This is a genomic window from Herbaspirillum hiltneri N3, assembly GCF_001267925.1.
GTDB classification, from domain to species: Bacteria; Pseudomonadota; Gammaproteobacteria; order Burkholderiales; family Burkholderiaceae_D; genus Herbaspirillum; species Herbaspirillum hiltneri.
This window is the reverse complement of record NZ_CP011409.1, coordinates 3971947-3986337: the sequence shown is the minus strand read 5'-3', so window position 1 is coordinate 3986337 and position 14391 is coordinate 3971947. Positions and strand designations below refer to the sequence as shown.

Annotated in this window: 14 protein-coding genes; 5 read left to right on the top strand and 9 right to left on the bottom strand. The window is 61.5% G+C overall.

Annotation, left to right across the window (positions count from 1 at the left end; genetic code table 11):
* Nucleotides 1-323 precede the first annotated feature (323 nt).
* Complete coding sequence (locus F506_RS18090; protein WP_053199745.1) at nucleotides 324-2093, bottom strand: methyl-accepting chemotaxis protein; 1770 nt, start codon at nucleotides 2091-2093, stop codon at nucleotides 324-326.
* Nucleotides 2094-2290: 197 nt separating this feature from the next.
* The gene (locus tag F506_RS18085) at nucleotides 2291-3019 is read right to left on the bottom strand and encodes a YdcF family protein (protein WP_235471230.1); all 729 of its coding nucleotides are present in this window, start codon (nucleotides 3017-3019) and stop codon (nucleotides 2291-2293) included.
* A gap of 228 nt (nucleotides 3020-3247) precedes the next feature.
* Here F506_RS18085 and F506_RS18080 point away from each other — a divergent pair, with 228 nt between their 5' ends.
* Together F506_RS18080 and F506_RS18075 are read left to right on the top strand one after the other, a co-directional pair.
* Nucleotides 3248-4561, top strand: a complete 1314-nt coding sequence (locus tag F506_RS18080; protein ID WP_083458312.1) for an HdeD family acid-resistance protein — start codon at nucleotides 3248-3250, stop codon at nucleotides 4559-4561.
* A gap of 389 nt (nucleotides 4562-4950) precedes the next feature.
* Complete coding sequence (locus F506_RS18075) at nucleotides 4951-5790, top strand: alpha/beta hydrolase (protein ID WP_053199740.1); 840 nt, start codon at nucleotides 4951-4953, stop codon at nucleotides 5788-5790.
* A gap of 680 nt (nucleotides 5791-6470) precedes the next feature.
* On the opposite strand, the gene F506_RS18070 is transcribed toward F506_RS18075, so the two are convergent.
* The 3 genes from F506_RS18070 to F506_RS18060 form a co-directional block, all read right to left on the bottom strand.
* Entirely contained in the window at nucleotides 6471-7868 is a 1398-nt protein-coding gene (locus F506_RS18070; RefSeq protein WP_053199738.1) for a GGDEF domain-containing protein, read from the bottom strand.
* A gap of 271 nt (nucleotides 7869-8139) precedes the next feature.
* Nucleotides 8140-8577, bottom strand: a complete 438-nt coding sequence (locus F506_RS18065; RefSeq protein ID WP_053199736.1) for a hypothetical protein — start codon at nucleotides 8575-8577, stop codon at nucleotides 8140-8142.
* 106 nt (nucleotides 8578-8683) lie between these two features.
* Nucleotides 8684-9304 (bottom strand): helix-turn-helix transcriptional regulator, encoded by a 621-nt coding sequence (locus tag F506_RS18060; protein ID WP_235471224.1) that lies wholly within the window; start codon nucleotides 9302-9304, stop codon nucleotides 8684-8686.
* A 123-nt stretch (nucleotides 9305-9427) separates the two neighbouring features.
* Between F506_RS18060 and F506_RS18055 the strand changes: the two genes are divergently transcribed.
* The gene (locus tag F506_RS18055; RefSeq protein ID WP_083458014.1) at nucleotides 9428-10846 is read left to right on the top strand and encodes an MFS transporter; all 1419 of its coding nucleotides are present in this window, start codon (nucleotides 9428-9430) and stop codon (nucleotides 10844-10846) included.
* Between the two features lie 14 nt (nucleotides 10847-10860).
* Nucleotides 10861-11052 (top strand): hypothetical protein, encoded by a 192-nt coding sequence (locus F506_RS18050; RefSeq protein ID WP_053201761.1) that lies wholly within the window; start codon nucleotides 10861-10863, stop codon nucleotides 11050-11052.
* Here the strand turns inward: F506_RS18050 and F506_RS18045 are convergent.
* On the bottom strand, nucleotides 10992-11582 hold the full coding sequence (locus F506_RS18045; protein WP_053199730.1) for an IMPACT family protein: 591 nt from the start codon (nucleotides 11580-11582) through the stop codon (nucleotides 10992-10994). The two genes, F506_RS18050 and F506_RS18045, sit on opposite strands and share 61 nt — an antisense overlap.
* Before the next feature lie 18 nt (nucleotides 11583-11600).
* Nucleotides 11601-12485, bottom strand: a complete 885-nt coding sequence (locus tag F506_RS18040; protein ID WP_053199728.1) for a hypothetical protein — start codon at nucleotides 12483-12485, stop codon at nucleotides 11601-11603.
* A gap of 164 nt (nucleotides 12486-12649) precedes the next feature.
* Here F506_RS18040 and F506_RS18035 point away from each other — a divergent pair, with 164 nt between their 5' ends.
* Nucleotides 12650-13291 carry a LysE family translocator gene (locus F506_RS18035; RefSeq protein ID WP_053199726.1) on the top strand — a complete coding sequence of 214 codons (642 nt, stop codon included), beginning with the start codon at nucleotides 12650-12652 and terminating at the stop codon, nucleotides 13289-13291.
* Between the two features lie 42 nt (nucleotides 13292-13333).
* Here F506_RS18035 and F506_RS18030 read toward each other — a convergent pair whose 3' ends face one another.
* Together F506_RS18030 and F506_RS23510 are read right to left on the bottom strand one after the other, a co-directional pair.
* Complete coding sequence (locus tag F506_RS18030; RefSeq protein ID WP_053199724.1) at nucleotides 13334-13930, bottom strand: gamma-glutamylcyclotransferase; 597 nt, start codon at nucleotides 13928-13930, stop codon at nucleotides 13334-13336.
* A 151-nt stretch (nucleotides 13931-14081) separates the two neighbouring features.
* Nucleotides 14082-14234, bottom strand: a complete 153-nt coding sequence (locus tag F506_RS23510; RefSeq protein ID WP_167552707.1) for a hypothetical protein — start codon at nucleotides 14232-14234, stop codon at nucleotides 14082-14084.
* Nucleotides 14235-14391: the final 157 nt, after the last annotated feature.

Sequence of the window (14391 nt, the reverse complement as noted above, 5' to 3'; positions counted from 1 at the left end):
ACTGTGGGCTGAGCAAAAAGTGCACGCAAGAAGTGTGCTTGCCGGGGCCAATCTGTCGCATCGGAGATACTTGATGTCGGTGGTGACCTGGCCATCCGCCAGTTCATCTTGATCCCATGGCAAGTTTTCCCTCGGGATAATGGCGTAGCCGTCGACGTTCTTGCCGGCAACGTTACCAGGCCGAGATTATGTTTGGTGTCAGAATGGTTGTTGCCGCGTAAAAAAAAGACATAAAAAAGGGCTTGCAGTTGCATGCAAGCCCTTCGTTTTACTGCTGTTTCTCCTGCCATTCACTCCCATTCACTCTGGCACAGGAATGTCCGTCAGAAGGTCTCCCAATCCGAATCGGAATCAGGCATCGTCGGTTTCGGTCCCGCCGATTTGGCCGGCGCCGAGGCGATGCGTGGAGCAGTCGCAGCGGCAGTCGCTTTGGGTTTGGCGGCGATGGGAGCCGGCCGGGCCGGCGCCTTCGCTACGGCAGCGCGCACCGGTGCTGGTGCCGTTGCTGGCGCTGCAGTCCTGACAATCGGTGCAGCTTGCGCCTGCGTGGCGTCGAGCTTGAAGCGACCGACCAGCTGGGCCAGCGTGGCGGCCTGGTCCTGCAGCGATTGTGCGGCGGCGGCGGCTTGTTCCACCAGCGCGGCGTTTTGCTGCGTGCCTTCGTCCATCTGCGTGATGGCCTGGCCGACTTCGCCGATGCCGGCGCTTTGTTCCTGGCTGGCCGAGCTGATCTCTCCGACGATGTCGGTCACGCGCTTGACGCTGGCGACCACCTCGTTCATGGTTTCGCCGGCTTGCTGCACCAGCTTGCTGCCGACGTCGACCTTGGACACCGAATCGTCGATCAGCGTCTTGATTTCCTTCGCTGCAGCCGAGGAGCGTTGCGCCAGGCTGCGCACTTCCGACGCCACCACCGCGAAGCCGCGGCCTTGTTCGCCGGCGCGTGCGGCTTCCACCGCTGCGTTCAGCGCCAGGATGTTGGTCTGGAAGGCGATGCCGTCGATCACGCTGATGATGTCCACGATCTTGCGCGAGGATTCGTTGATCGATCCCATCGTGTCGACCACCTGGCTGACGACCGCGCCGCCCTGGATCGCAACCTCGGATGCGGATACCGCCAGCTGGTTGGCCTGGCGCGCGTTGTCGGCGTTCTGCTTCACGGTCGAGGTCAGTTCTTCCATCGCGGAAGCGGTTTCTTCCAGCGAGCCGGCCTGCTGTTCGGTGCGTCCCGACAGGTCCAGGTTACCGCTGGCGATTTCGCTCGATGCGGTGGCGATGGTGTCCGCCGACGACTTGATGTTCGAGATCGTGTGCGTCAGCGAATCGCGCATGCGCTTGAATGCATACACCAGGCTGGAAGTGTCGCCCGGTGCGGTGTGGATGGCCAGCGTCAGGTCGCCGTCGGAAATGCGGTTGGCGATTTCCGCCGCGTCGCCGGGGTCGCCGCCGATGGTGCGCAGGATGCTGCGATTGTTGACGACCACCAGGGCGATCAGCACGATCGCGAAGCCGGCCACGATGGCGATCAGTTGATAGACCGATTGCGTGAACGCCGCATTCACGTCGTCCATGTACACGCCGGTGGTGACGATCCAGTCCCATGGCTCATAGCGGAAGGCATAGGAAGTTTTCGGCACCGGATCGGGCGAACCGACTTTCGGCCAGATGTAATTGATGAATCCGCCCTGAGGCGATGCAGCGGCCTTGGAGATATCGACGAACACCTGATTGCCGGCCGGGTCCTTGAAATTGGTCAGGTCTTTTCCGTTCAGCTCGGGCTTGATCGGATGCATGACGGTCACGGCGGACGAATTGGAGACCGAGAAATAGCCATCGGTGCCGTAGCGCATCATCTTCACGCGCGCCAGCGCGGTCTTCTGCGCTTCTTCCTTGCTCATCGTGCCGTTCTTGGCCAGCTCGCCGTATTCCTTGATGGTGCTCATCGCGACTTGCGCCACGTTGATCAGATCTTTCTTGCGCTCTTCAAGGCGGATGTTGTGCGCCTGGTAAGCGTTGAAAATTGAAATGGCGAGCAGTGCGATCAGGCTGATGACGAGCGGCGCCCACAGACGTTGTTTGAATGAAAGTTTCATCCCATGGTCTCCAGAGTTTTCTTTGATTAAAGTTGAAATGAGCGGCGTGTCTGCGCATGCCTTGAAAACTTGGATACAAATACCCGAGTTGTCGTCCGGAATGCTGCCCGGACTGTGTCGTTAACGGCCCGACAACAGGATAACTTTAAACGTGGTAGAAAAAAAGAAAGCCCCGATTAGTGAGGCTTTCCTTGGCCTTATCGGCTTTTGTTTGCGATGGGTCGCAACGCGTACCAGAGTGAGCCTAACCATTCGTGCAACGCGTAGTTGCTGCGTCGCAATCCTTCGCCTCCCGGCAGCCAGTCGTTGAGCGTAAGGCGTTCATCGCTGAAAAAAATCGTCGGTGCCGGGATGACGTCGATGCCTTGCTTATGAAAGCTCCGTACCGCGCGCGGCATGTGCATGGCGTCGGTCACAAGCAGCACCTGTTGCACGCCGGCATTGCGCAGGATCGGCGCCGTCAGCCGCGCGTTGTCTGCGGTGGTGTCGGACGCCTGCTCCTGCCAGCGCGTAACGACGCCGAAGTCGTCGTGCAGGCTGCGCGCCATCACTGCCGCTTCGCTTTCGGCCGAGCCGTCGGGTTTGCCGCCGGTCACGAGAATCGGCAAGCCGCCATCGCGGTGCAGGCGCGCGGCGTATTGCAACCGCGCCAGCGTGATGAACCCCGGCTTGTCCTGATGGCCGTATTCCGGTGCATTCGATAGGCGCGCACCGCTGAGCACGACGATGGCCTGTGCCGCCGGAGGAATCGATGCCAGCGGCGGCGTCCGCATTTCCAGCGGCGCGACCAGCAGCAGGGCGCCGGCCCGCGTGCTGAACACCAGCAACAATGCCAGCGCTGTCCAGCTCAGCCATATCGCCCTTGGCCGGCGTTGTCGCAACAGCAGCCCGAGGGCGCCGAGCAGCACCATGTTCAGAGGAAACATCAGTACCGCGCCGACAAGTGTGGAAAAGAGGAGCATGGATGGTCTAAAGAGAGAGGGCTGCCCATTGTCGTCGATTCTTTCCGTTGGGAACAAGCATCGCGACGACGGTAAAATGGACGCAGGGAAATAGATCGGACCGCGCAGGGCGGTCATCTGAAGGGGGGATCGAACGTGATACGTCTGGTGTTGCTGTTGTTGGGAGCGGATTTTATCCGGCGTTATTGGCATGTGCTGGCATTGATCGGGCTGGCTTGGGCAGTCATCGGCATCGGCCTCTGCGTGGATGCGCTCGACGGCGTGCTGGTGTTTCCACTCACGTTGTTCGGCTGGCTGTTGCTGCTGGAAAGTCTCGCCACCTTGTTCCTGGCGTCGAGCGGCGTGGGCGCGCAAAAGACGCTGCGCCATGTCAAGGGCGGTCTGTTCCTGCTGACTGCGCTGCTGATCATTTCGTCGTATCCCACCAGCGATATGCTGCTGGCCATGTTATTCGGCACGGCCTTCACGATCGGTGGCGGCTTGCAAATCATCTCGGCCGCCATCGTGCGTTTTCCGCGTTGGCGCATGGCGGTGGCAGGCGGTGTCGGCCAGATCCTGATTGCGATTTTTTTCTTCCAGCCTTACCCAACACACTACAAAGGCACCGTGCCGTATTGCCTGGGCATGGGGTTGATCTTCAGCGGCTGGAGCATGATCTGGCTGGCAAGCCGTTCGCGCCGTTTGCCGCGCGAGAGTTCCATGTCGCAACTGGACTATCGCAACGCCGGCTCCGGCCGGCCGCTCGATGCGGGCAGCTACGATGGGCAGCCGCCGGCGATGGCGCCGGCAGTCGCCACTTCGGCGACGCCGCTGACGGTGCATGTCTGGACGCCGGCAGGTTCGGCCCGCGAAGAAACGCTGCATCGTCCCATCGTCGATCGCTACATCGCGGCGGTTGATGCCAGCGGCCGCATCTCGACCGGCCACGCGGCGCTGGAGATCGCACCGAGCCTGTATATCAGCCTGTATCCGGCGGTTGAGATCGATCGTTCGCCGGGCGAGTTTTCGCGCCTGCTGCGTGCGACGCCGGACAACAATGTGCGCGGACGCTATTTGACCGACTATCCGTCCGAATCGGCGGCGTGGTGCGAATCGACTGAAAAGATTTCTTTCCGCGATTACGATGCGCATCGCCTCCAGCAGTTCTGGCAAGACTATCGCCGCGAGGAGATTTACAACCTGACGCATCGCAATTGTTCCAGCACCGTCGCGCATGCGCTGGAGGCTGCATTGGAAGGTGTGATCGGCAAGCGCGCCGATCGTTGGCCGAGCTTCGTCAAGATCCTGTTCTCGCCGGAAGTCTGGGTCGCCAGCCACATCCGCAAGCGAGCGATGACGATGGCATGGACGCCGGGGCTGATACTCGACTATGCACGTGCATTGCGCGCGGTCGTACATCCGCGTCCGCTATCCTGGCTGGCCAGCGTGCAACTGGCGCTGCGACGTGTGCGTCGTACACGCCGTCGCGAGCGCATCGAAATCGCGAGCCGGAATTCGTCGGTCTGAGGGGCAGTAGCCGCAGGCACTGGCGCCGGGCGATAGGGGGAGCTTGTCCTACAAGGCAATCCGGCATCGTCCGATTGGTGGAGCGCGGAAGCGAATTTATTATCTGGTCTCGATACCGGAGTTGGCGGTTAGAAAATATACCAACACCAATTCCTCAGGAGCGCCCGGCGCGGCGTTCCACAGCCACCGGACGATCTGCATCGCGATTTTTTTGAGCAGATTGTCCGGCGCGTTTGTTTTCCGGTTGTCTGCCGCTTATCTGTCGTGTTTCCGATTTTCCTTGCTGCGCATATTCCGCTTTTACTCAGTGGGGGGCGATGCTGTGCATTGCCGGTTTTTAGGGCAATATGCAGACGTCCGTGATCTCCCCTTCAAGGAAACGCAGCGCCATGTCCGACAATAATCAAAATACGGGATTCCTCCAGGCCGCCGACGGCGTGCGGCTTTTCTATCGTGACTACCTGCATCCGCAGCCGCGCGGCGCCATTGTGCTGGTGCACGGGCTGGGTGAGCATGGCGGTCGCTACATCGAGCTGGCGGGAATTTTACATGCAGCCGGTTGCTCGGTGCGGATTCACGATCATCGCGGTCATGGCCGTTCGGAAGGTGCGCGCGGCAGCGTGCAGGCGAACGATGATTTCCTTGATGACCTCAAAATCGTGTTCGACGATTTCGCTGCTCTCGCGCAGGCCACGCCGTTTTTGTTCGGCCACAGCATGGGCGGCCTGGTGGCGGCGCGCTTCGCCACCGGGGGCTGGTCCAAGGTGCGCGGCCTGATACTGTCGTCGCCGGCGCTGGCAATCCGCATGTCGGGCTTCCAGAAATTCCTGCTCGCGCTGACCACGAAACTCGCGCCCGGGTTCGCCGTTCCGACCAGCCTGCCCGCGCAGCGTTTGTCCCATGATGAGGCAGTGGTGCGCGACTTCCGCGGCGATCCACTCAATCACGGCAAGGTGGCGGCGCGGGTGGTCAATTTCATGCTGGATGCGATGGCGTGCGTGCAGCGCGATGCCGGCACGTTTACTTCACCGTTGCTGTTGCAGTTCGCCGACGACGATGCCTTTGTCGATCCTGCCGGCAGCCGGGCATTCTTCGCGCATGTGCCGCAGGTCGACAAAACCATGCATTGCTACGACGACGCCTTCCATGAGATTTTCAACGAATCGCCGGAGCGTCGTTTGCGCGCGCAAAACGACCTGGCAGCATGGCTGGAATTGCACCTGCATTGATAAGTTGTCGGCTGCGTTTTTGTTGCGTTGCACTGCAGACCCTGCGGGGTAAAAACTTAACCCCGATTTGCAAGTGTAAATTGTCCTCAGGGCTGGCCGCTGGGCAGATTGGTGAAGCCGCAGCGACTGTCAAAACCCACGAAACCGGGCACGCAGGCACAGCCGGAGATGGCCAGCGCCAGTGCGGTCGCGAGGAGGAGAGTCATGATGCGCGGCATGAGAGGTCTTTCGAAATGAAGGGAAGCGAAATGGAGCGTGGAGTGTAATGCCAAGCGAGCACGGCCACCCAGCTCCATAACGACGGCAGGGACGGTTACTTGAACGGCGCGAAAGGATTGTAAAGACGCGGAAAGAGGAGCGTTGCGCTGGAGGAAAAGTAAAAATAAAGCGAAAAACAAAAACAAAAGGGCGGAAAAATCCGCCCTTTTTTCATTTCAGACCTGGCTGCGGTGGCCCGCAGCAGGCTTGCCGCCATGGATCAGCGTGTCGACGCGAAATAACGTGCGACCATTGCAGCGATCAGCAGGGTGTATGGCAGGACGTCGATCAGGATACGCATGGTAGGCTCCGCAAGAAAGTGAGTTATGTTGCGTTGCAGTATGCGTGTTTCAGATGACCTTTTCCAATTTTGATTACCAATACCAGTTATCGGTTTGTTGAATATCTGGCTCCCAACCCGCTCAGCTCATGAGGAAAGCCGGTGGTGCCGGCGTGACTAGTTCACGCGGGGCGGTGCAGACCTTGTTGCGGCCGCTTTCCTTGGCCTCGTACAAGGCCTTGTCGGCTGCCAGCGCCAGTGCGCTCGTGCTGGCGCCCGGACCAGGCACCGTGGCCGATACGCCGATGCTGAGCGTGACCTGGCCCAGCGGCTGATTGTCGGCGTGCGGGATCGACGCCGCAGACAGATTGAGCAGCAGGCGTTCGGCGACCAGGCGGGCGCCGGCGGCGTCCGTGTTGGGCAGAATGACCACGAATTCCTCGCCGCCGTAACGGGCCGCAACGTCGCCGGGACGGTTGATCACGCGCAAGAGCTGCTGCGCGATCTGGCGCAGGCAGTCGTCGCCGGCCAGGTGGCCATAGCAATCGTTGTATTTTTTGAAATGGTCGACGTCGATCATCAGCAGTGCCAGCGAACGTTTGTCGCGGCGGGCGCGATTCCATTCGATTTCCAGCACCTGGTCAAAGCAGCGCCGGTTCGACAGCGCAGTCAGGCCGTCCTGGTTGGCCTGCGTCATGAGGATCTTGTTGGCGCCGGCGATGCCGTGATACAGCCGCGTAATGCCGTACAACTGCGAAATCAGGACCACCAGCGAAGTGAACAGGCTGGTTATCTTGGCAAAATACCAACCCAGGGAAAAGCGCGCGCCGCCATACAGCGTCAGCCAGACGTCGATACAGGCGGCGACCATGCCGACCATGACCCACAGCCGTTCCGGTTTTTCTTCGCGCATGCGCATCACGCAAAGCAAGCCGATGGCATTGACGCCGAACACCAGCGCCGGAACCAGGATGGTTGAATCATCGAAGAAGTTGCGGCCGTTGCGGAACACTTCCGGCAAATAAGGCAGGCCCAGCGTTGCCCCCAGCGTCAGCAGCGCCACCACGGCAATCGTGGCGAGGATGGATTTGCGCACGCTGGTTGCAGTGCCGGCGGTGTCGTCCGAACTCGTCGCGTAGCGGATGATCAGGAGGCCGAAACCGGTATGCCAGCTACACCAGAGCCATACCGCGCTGCTGTTGCTGCCGATGATGGGCGCTTCCATCAGGCCGCCGGGAAAGGCTGCGATCAGCGGCACAAAAATCACCGTCACGAAAAAATAGGCAGCGCCCAGCCGGATCGAGGACTCCTTGCTTTCGATCAGTCCTTTGGCAAACAGCAGCGAGGCCAGGATGATGTTAACCACGATCATGGCGATGCCGAAGGCGCTCATGTACCCGGGAATCGGCAGCAGGGGCGTCGTCGCCAGCGGCGTGGCGATGACCGCCGACAGCACCAGCAGCCCGACGATGACGCGAGCCAGGCGAACCTGGCGCGGGCTCACGCCGGCATCCTTGATGAGATAGAGTTCTTCGTCCATGAGAGGTTCTTATTGTCGATTTTCCCCACATCTTAGTGCCGGGGAAGTTCATCCGCTCGTGAAGAATGATGGTTAATTGATAATTTTCCGGAGAGTGTTGTTATTTCGGCGAGAGTGTTTTCCTGAGGAAATCTTTGCCGCAGGATCATCATGAAAGCCGTATGCCATGGGCGTTGCAGGGATGCATCAATTTTCCGGAAGGCATTAAAAAAGCGCGGACCAGCCGCGCTTTTTTGAATAGTCCGGAAATCGCTCCGGACACCTTCATGTTTTACTTTTGCTGTTCCAGGGTAGCGCCGCCCTGGTCGCTACCGATGAATATCTTGTAGACGCCGGCATTTTTCAGATCCACGGTGATCTTTCTGGTTAAGGGATAGGTCTGGCTATTCAGCGAATGCACCGGCTTGACGCTGAAATCGTAGCTGGTCCCCGGCTTGAGCCAGATGCTCAACTGTTCGCCGGACTCGATCTGCGCCAGCACCACATCATTGATCGCCAGCTCCAGCGGTGCATTCCCGGACAGGAAAGACTTGCTGCGCGAGAACTGCACTTCGGCCGTTCCCGACGATTGCGATAGCATGCTCTTGATATAAACGCGCGCTTGCGGCACTTGTCCGGTCGGCGTTGTCCGCTCGCCGGCAGGCTGGATTGCGCAGGCGCTCAAAGCCATCGTCAGCGCCAGCAGGCAGGTGGTCATCGGTGTCTTCATTGCAGCTTCCTTATATGGGGATTTTTTCATGTTGTGTGAACAGGTTCCGGGAGCGATTCTGACATGAAGCCGACGGCATTGCCTATACAACTTTGCGTCTACGGCATCAGGTATTGCTGACGCGGTAGACGCAGCGCCGCGCACCGGCCAGCAAATGCTCTTCGCGCGTGACCGAGGCGTCGCCGCCGATGACTTCGCGGAACAGCTGCAGCTCCGAGCGGCAGAAGCCCTGGCAGCTGGTCGCCGCCGCGCAGATCGGGCAATGGTCTTCGATCAGCAGCCAGTCCTTGCCGTCCTTTTCGACGCGCGCCATGTAGCCTTCGGCGGCGCGCAGGGCGGCCAGCTTGTCGAGCTTTCTGGGAATGCTCGCAAGGCCGCTGCAGGCCTTCAGGTAATCCTTGCGCATCTCGCCTTCGCGTTGGGAAATCAGGCGGTCCAGTCCCTCCTCGCCGAACAGCTGTCTGATCGAGCCGATCAACTGGATGGTCAGGTAGGCATGCGTATCGGGGAAGCGCGCATGGCCGGCTGCGCTCAGTTCCCAGTTCTGGCGCGGACGTCCGGCGCCGGCGGCGGCTTCCTGCGCGCCGCTGATCAACTCTTCCGCCAGCAGCTTCTGCACCTGCAGGCGCGCGGCTTCCGCCGTCATTGCGAGCTCCTGCGCCAGTGTCGCCGTGGAGGCCGGGCCGCGCGTCTTTAGCCGGAGCAGGATGCGCTCAGCCGTGGACATGTCTGCGTTATTTTCCAAGTTTTTACTTGTGTAATTCATTGTGCAGGTTTAGCATGCGTTCAAATAATATCCAAACAAACGCTTGTATATTAGGCGTTATCCACCAGAATGTCGAGGTTATCCATGCATGCAGAAACCGTTGTTTCCACCTCCTGGAGCGAACTGCTGACCGGCCGCAACCTGTTGCGCTCGGTCGCATTGACCGGCGGCGTTGCGCTGCACGCGATCAATGTCCACATCGTCACCACCATCCTGCCGTCGGTGGTGCGCGACATCGGCGGCCTGGCGTATTACGCCTGGAACATCACACTGTTCGTGGTCGCCTCCATCGTCGGCTCGGCGCTGACCAGCAAGCTTCTCGACAAGCTCGGACCGCGCCGCGCCTATTTGCTGGGACTGGCGGTGTTCACGCTCGGCTCGGTCCTGTGCGCCACGGCATTGTCGATGCCATGGATGCTGGCCGGCCGAAGCGTGCAAGGCCTCGGCGGCGGTTTGCTGGCGGCGCTCGGCTATGCGCTGATCCCCATGTTGTTCGAGCAGCGCCTGTGGTCGCGTGCGGTGGCGCTGGAGTCGGGTATGTGGGGCGTGGCGACTTTGCTGGGACCGGCGGTGGGCGGACTGTTCGCCGCCGACGGCGCCTGGCGGCTGGCCTTCTGGTGCCTGTTGCCGGTGGCGCTGCTGCAGGCACTGATCGTGGCCGGGCAGCTGGGCGGCAAGCCGGTGCGGGGCGATGCCGCAGCTTCGGAGCCGGTGCGCATTCCGCTGCTCAAGATTGCCTTGCTGGCGCTGTCGGTGCTGCTGGTGGCATTCGCCGGGCAGGTTGACGATACCGGCGGCAAGTTGCTCGGCGTCGCGGCCGGACTGGCTGCCGGGGTACTGGTCGCCTGGCTTGACCGGCGTCCCGGCGTGGCCTTGCTGCCGACCGGCGCCTATCAGTTGAGTACCGCGATGGGTAAGGTCTTTGCCTGCGTCTGCCTGCTCATGATCGGCAGCATGACCGAAATCTTCGTGCCGTATTTCCTCCAGATATTGCATGGCTACGCGCCATTGCAGGCTGGTTACATGACGGCCGCCATGGCCGGCGGGTGGAGCCTGGCCTCGCTGCTGAGTTCGGCGCGCAGCGGCAAGGATGCGGATCGGATGGTGCGCCTCGGGCCGCTGGTGATGACGCTGTCGCTGCTGGCGCTGGTGGTGCTGTTGCCCGGCGACGTCGATGTCGCGGCTGAAGGCTTGTGGCTGGCGTTGGCGCTCGGTGGTGTCGGTCTCGGCATAGGACTGGGATGGCCGCACCTGCTGACCCGCGTGCTGAAATCGGCGCGCCGCGGTGAAGAAAATCTCGCCTCGGCCGGCATCACCACCGTGCAGCTCTACGCCATGGCGATCGGCGCTGCGCTGGCGGGACTCACGGTCAACGCCGCCGGCCTGACCGAGCCGGATGGCGCTGACGGCGCTCGGCAAGCAGCCTATGCCTTGTTCGCCTGCTTTGCGGTGACGCCGGCGCTGGCGATCGTGTTGGCGCGCCGCGTGGCGCGAGACCGGTGAGCGAAGCCTTTTCCATGATAACGACGACCGTGACCGAGCAGGCCGACGCTGATCAAGTGAGCGAAATTGAATACCACCTGGTGGTGGCCGAATTCGATGCCTTGTGGGGACACCCGCGCAGCGACGCCAACCGGCGCCGCATGGATTACATGATCGGCGTGATCACGGCGTTTGAAGAAAGCCGCGGCAAGCTGTCCGCAAGCTGAGCCAGTCCGGCAGCGGGAAGCCGGATATGCAGGCGCGCCAACGTATCGTGGCGGCTGCCGAGCAGGGCGTATTGTTTCTGTTGCAGCCAGTAGCGCAGCTGCGATTCGTCGGCATAGGCGATGGCGATTTCCACTTCCGCCCAGGCGATGCGTTCGATGCGTTGCGCCTGTTTCAGCGCGGTGGCGACGGCGTCGGTGTAGGCGCGCACCAGGCCGCCGGCGCCGAGCTTGATGCCGCCGTAATAGCGTACAACCGCGGCCAGCACGCCATCAAGCTCGTGATGGCGCAATACTTCCAGCATCGGCCGTCCGGCCGTGCCCGAAGGCTCGCCGTCGTCCGACATGCCGGACTGGCCGCCAGCCATCAGCGCCCAGCACACATGGGTAGCGGAGCGATGTTGGCTGCGCAGATGGTCCAGCTGACGCAGCGCAGCGTCACGGTTGTCCACCGGCATGACGATGCCGATGAAGCGGCTCTTGCGGATATCGAGTTCGATCTCGACCGCGGCGGTGAGCGTGTAGACCGGCAAGGTCGGCTATCGCGGGGATCAGGCGGTCACGCCGCGCAGCGCGTCGATCTGCGCCTGCAGGGCCTGGTTTTCCGCAGTCAGCGCCGCGATGCGCGCATTAAGGGTGGCGATCTCGGCGCGCAATGCGGGGGCATCGTCGCCGGCTTCGGACCACGGCGGCGCGGCGCCATCGCTCGCACTGGTTGCCCCGCTTGCAGCGACGACTTCGGGAGCGGCGCGCGGCGTACGGTTGGCGGCTTGTTTTTCGCGCACCATCTTGGCGGCCTGGCGCAATTCCTTCTTGCCGCCGGCGACCGCCGTGATTTGTTCTTCGCTCGGCAGCGACGCTACCGCGGCGGCGGCGTTGATCGAGATGGTGCCGGTGCGTACCGCTTCGACCAGCTCCGGCGCGGCGGTCTTGCGGATCTTCTCGATCTGGCCGATGGTATTGGAACTGATGCCGGCGACGCGCGCGATGTCTTCGCGGGTCTTGATGGCGGCGCTCGGGATCGCAGCTTCTTCGGCCGGTTTGTCGGCGCTTTCTTCCGGCGTCGCGCCTTCGCCCCTGGCTGCGATGCTGGCATCCATTTCGGCGCGCACGCGGGCGGAGATGATGTCGCGCTTGCGCAGCGCCAGGACGCCGCGCTGGAAGTCGGTCACGCTGCGGCGGCCGAGCTGGTTGTCGATCATCCACAGCATGACGTCGTCGATTGAATTGAAGCTGGTGTTTTGCACGGTCTTGAATTCGATGCCGTACTTGCGGCAGATTTCGTAGCGGTTGTGTCCGTCGACCAATACGTCGCCCCACAGCACCAGCGCATCGCGGCAACCTTCGGCCAGCAGGCTGCGTTCAAGGGCGGCGTATTCGTTGGCGGTAAGCGGGTCGATGTATTGGAGGAGTTCGTTATTGATCGTGATAGTCATGGCATTCCTGGACCGCCCCGGCGAATCGGAGGCGGACCGGAATTTTACACTACCGTCCGGGCTACGTTCCCTTGTCAGGCGCATCCCCACCGGCATGCAGCGGCGCGGAAATCCTGCGGCTGATAGAATCGCAGTTCCCCTCACATTAACGAAACGGAAGCAACATGGATGCCTTGTTCTTCATCCCCGTCGCCATCATGCTGGCGCTGGTGCCAGGTCCGAATAATTTTTGCGCGCTCAACAACGGCATCCGCCGCGGCGTCGGCGTGGCGCTGCTGGCCACGTTCGGGCGCGTGACGGCGTTCGCGATTTTCCTGACGGTGTCGGCGGTGGGTTTGGGCGCAATGCTGCTGGCTTCGGAAGCGGCCTTCACGGCGGTGAAGTGGGTCGGTGCGCTGTATCTGTTCTATCTCGGCTGGCGCGCATGGCGCAGCCGTGAATTCCACGGGTTGGAACTGGCCGACGGCGTCGAGCCGGGCGCAGTATCTCCGGCGGCGGCGCAGAAAGGCGCGTTCGCGCTGGTCATGCAGGAGTTCCTGCTCGGCATCACCAATCCGAAGGCGATCATGCTGTTCGCCGCGATCTTCCCGCAATTCATCGATCCCGCACGGCCGGCCGCGCATCAGTTCCTGGTGCTGGGCTCGATCTACCTGTGCGCAGAATTCGTGTCCAGCGCAGTGTATTCAGCCTGCGGCAAGCAGATCCGCCGCTACATCCGCACCTCGCGCGGCGTGGCGCGCCTGAACAAGGCCACTGGCGGTTTCTTCATCGGCGCCGGCGCCTTGCTGCTGGCGGCGCGCCAGTAAGTCAGCAGTCAGTAGCTCAGCAGGTTCTCAGGGATGCGGCGTTCACGTCGCATCCTTGTCCTTTTCCGCATTCATCTCTCCCAGCAATTGCAGGTGGCGCTCGATCTCGAACACGTGAGGATCGTCCTTGCCGAGTTCGCGCAAGGCCACGGCGAGTCCCAGCAGGTAATCGGCGTTGCGTCCGCTCGGACCTTCGGCGCCGGCGATCTGGCGCGCAATGTCGCACTCCGGCGCCGGACCCAGGAAGGCGGCGTTTTCTTCGGTGGCGATGTAGATCAGTCCTTCGGTGCAACTGCCGTCTTCAAACAGGATGTCGGTGGCCAGGCGCAGATAGCCGTTCTTTTCGCGATAGTCGAGATGGTCGAACACTTCCGGTGTAATCAGGTAAGCCATGCCGGCGCAGGTCGCGCCTTCATCCCGGATCAGCGTCACGACCCGGCCGGGCGCCTGCACGGTGCCGCGATGATCGTGCGAGCCTTGCCAGAAACGCCGGCTCCAGCCGACGATGTGCGCCGGCCGGCGCTCGATGAAGGGAAAGTCGGCCTTGAAGATCAGCGATCCGTACCCGAACAGCCACACGCTGTCATGTTGGTCGAAACGGGTCATGGACTTGTTGCGGGCGATGGTGTTGTCGGACATTGCAGACAGTGCGCGCCGGAAGGGCGTAACGGATGTTGATCTGCTGAAATTATAAGGGCAAGCGCCGAAGGGAGGGGCCGGGCTGAAGGGCGGAGAAAATGCGGCCTGGGCGGACAGCGGGCCGCCCAGGCAAGTCGGAAGTCAGTTCGTGTCAGTTCTTGCGCTGACCCTGTTCCATGTTGGACAGGCCGGAGTACATGCCGCAGCAATGCGGCTCGCCGCGGTGCGAACCGGTCGTCAGGGCGCTGGAGTCGTTGAGATAATCAACCAGTTTCCGATACAGCGCAGCGAAGTATTTTTTCATGATGTCCCCCGTTTCCTTGTTGGGTTGAGACACGTTGCAAGCCGCCTGACCTTGTCGGGATACGACCTGCAATCCGCATTTGTAAACGATTACATTGGCCTCGAGAAGCTTGATGCGATACGGATGTAAATAGTTTATATCATTTATTTTACGGCGT

Coding starts and splice junctions, on each gene's coding strand:
- F506_RS18035 (WP_053199726.1), top strand. CDS start 12,650: ATGGATGCCTTGTTCTTCATCCCCGTCGCCATCATGCTGGCGCTGGTG.
- F506_RS18085 (WP_235471230.1), bottom strand. CDS start 3,019: ATGTTTCCTCTGAACATGGTGCTGCTCGGCGCCCTCGGGCTGCTGTTG.
- F506_RS23510 (WP_167552707.1), bottom strand. CDS start 14,234: ATGAAAAAATACTTCGCTGCGCTGTATCGGAAACTGGTTGATTATCTC.
- F506_RS18065 (WP_053199736.1), bottom strand. CDS start 8,577: ATGAAGACACCGATGACCACCTGCCTGCTGGCGCTGACGATGGCTTTG.
- F506_RS18050 (WP_053201761.1), top strand. CDS start 10,861: ATGATAACGACGACCGTGACCGAGCAGGCCGACGCTGATCAAGTGAGC.
- F506_RS18060 (WP_235471224.1), bottom strand. CDS start 9,304: ATGTCCACGGCTGAGCGCATCCTGCTCCGGCTAAAGACGCGCGGCCCG.
- F506_RS18055 (WP_083458014.1), top strand. CDS start 9,428: ATGCATGCAGAAACCGTTGTTTCCACCTCCTGGAGCGAACTGCTGACC.
- F506_RS18090 (WP_053199745.1), bottom strand. CDS start 2,093: ATGAAACTTTCATTCAAACAACGTCTGTGGGCGCCGCTCGTCATCAGC.
- F506_RS18075 (WP_053199740.1), top strand. CDS start 4,951: ATGTCCGACAATAATCAAAATACGGGATTCCTCCAGGCCGCCGACGGC.
- F506_RS18030 (WP_053199724.1), bottom strand. CDS start 13,930: ATGTCCGACAACACCATCGCCCGCAACAAGTCCATGACCCGTTTCGAC.
- F506_RS18040 (WP_053199728.1), bottom strand. CDS start 12,485: ATGACTATCACGATCAATAACGAACTCCTCCAATACATCGACCCGCTT.
- F506_RS18070 (WP_053199738.1), bottom strand. CDS start 7,868: ATGGACGAAGAACTCTATCTCATCAAGGATGCCGGCGTGAGCCCGCGC.